The 1,710-nt window shown below is 67.8% G+C and carries 1 protein-coding gene and 1 pseudogene; one reads left to right on the top strand and one right to left on the bottom strand.

Annotated elements, in window-relative coordinates:
• Window positions 1-1,090 precede the first annotated feature (1,090 nt).
• A pseudogene (locus ABZX75_RS34280) lies at window positions 1,091-1,296 on the bottom strand (IS5/IS1182 family transposase); the annotation flags it as partial.
• Window positions 1,297-1,338: 42 nt separating this feature from the next.
• Between ABZX75_RS34280 and ABZX75_RS34275 the strand changes: the two are divergent.
• Window positions 1,339-1,710: transposase (locus ABZX75_RS34275; RefSeq protein WP_355418148.1), on the top strand; the 372-nt coding region annotated here is incomplete at its 3' end.

Genomic DNA, 1,710 nt, shown 5'->3' with positions numbered 1-1,710 from the left:
CCCTGAACGCCTTCGACATCACCTTCGACGGCCGCCTCTCCACAGCCCGCCAGTAACCCCAACCATCCTGGATACACCGTTCGATTGACAGACCCACGGCCGGGTAGAGACCTCACCGTCAAACAGAGGTGCGTCAACCGGGCGGCACTCGCGTCTAGGGTGGCCCCTCGGGAGAACCATCGCGTCGGTCAAGACCTGGCGGATCCTCCGCAAAGCCCGCTGCCAGAACCGGATGACGTCAATCGTCAAAGCCGCCCTCACCCTCGACGCTCACCGCTGAACAAGCTCACTGGTGCCGGGGGGTGGTTCGCGTGAATCTCCGACGTCCGGATCCGGCCGACACAAGGGTGGAGTCGGGTCCGCAGCGAGGTGTAGCCGCTGCAGGATGGATTCGGTTTCCCGCTCGAAGTGCTCTGCGGAGATAAGGCGCTGCCAGAGGGGATCGGGCATACCGGGGACCGCGGCGCCGCGGGCGGTCCACTCCGCTGCGAGTCGCGCATACAGGGGTTCGGACGGGTCTGCGACGTCTTCGGTACCGCCGCGGCGGGCATGCCGACCAGATCCGGCAGTGTCCGGCTGGATCTGCGTGGTAATGAGGGCACCGGGCATGAGTCGGCCTGGCTCCGGGCCAGGAGGCAAGAACTGTCGCTGATCAGCGGTCACGATCCTCAAAACGATTCTTTCACCCGCCAGACACCGCTGCCCCGAACGCTACGTGCTGTCTATTGGGCCCTCACGAGTGGGCAAACCTCGGAGCGGGCCACTCCGCTGGTGGGGCAGCCCATCTCGAACGAGCGCTGTGTCATTCTGGCGGGCCGGCCCTGGCTGTCCCCGCGACACCGGGAAGATCTCGGCGGGGCCAGCCTGTGTGCTCGCAGCCCCAGCTGCTGCCCCACGAGGCGGGCCGCTGCCGGGCGGAGCATTTCGGCTGTCTGCCCTGCGGCTTCCCGTGGCCCGGGCGGCGGCCATGCCCTGGCGGGCGGAAGATCCACCTTGAACCCGGCAAAGGGAAGCTTTTTCATCCTGAGTAGTCGCAGGCTTGCTTGGACGGTGCGGCTGGTGCGGCGGGTGCGGCGGGTGGAGCAGGGGGCCGTCGGAGGACCCGCCGGGTCTTGAGGCGAAGGCGCGTTCGCCGGGAGCCCGGAGTCGGGCATGGTCTTGGTTGAACTGCTGGTATGAGACCGGCTGGATCCGGTGGTGGTAGCAGGGGGAACGGAAGGCGGCGCCGACGCCCTGGTATGCCCGGTCCGCCAGAACCAGGATCTGCCTGGTGAGGCAGGCCTGGACGATGCCGTGGACACGGGCCACAGCGGTTCCCGTCCGGACGCGTGATGACCCATGAACCACTCTCCGCAGGCCAAGACGGCCAACGGCTACGACAAGTTCGCCTTCACCATCGACTGGAAAGCCCGCCCGGCCCGCTGCCCGCAGGGTGCCATCAGCAGCGGGTTGCACCCGGTCACCCAGCACGGCCGCGACGTCATCGTCGTGGAGTTCGCCCGCAGTGACTGCCGGACATGCCCCGCCCTGTCCCAGTGCACCTCGGCCCAGCGCCGCAACCCCACGCTCACCCTCTACCCCGAACCCCTCCACACCGCCCGCACCGAGCAGAAGAAGGCGTTGTCAGGTTGTCGGGGACGTGGTTGTTTGGGGGTGTGCAGGAGCCTGGTGCTGGGTCCGTTCAGCTCGTGGCGGGCATGTCGGCAGGGC

Source organism: Streptomyces sp. NPDC003038 (genome assembly GCF_040611115.1).
Classification (GTDB): Bacteria; Actinomycetota; Actinomycetes; order Streptomycetales; family Streptomycetaceae; genus Streptomyces.
The sequence above is the reverse complement of the archived record's forward strand: the minus strand, read 5'-3'. Positions and strand labels throughout refer to the sequence as shown.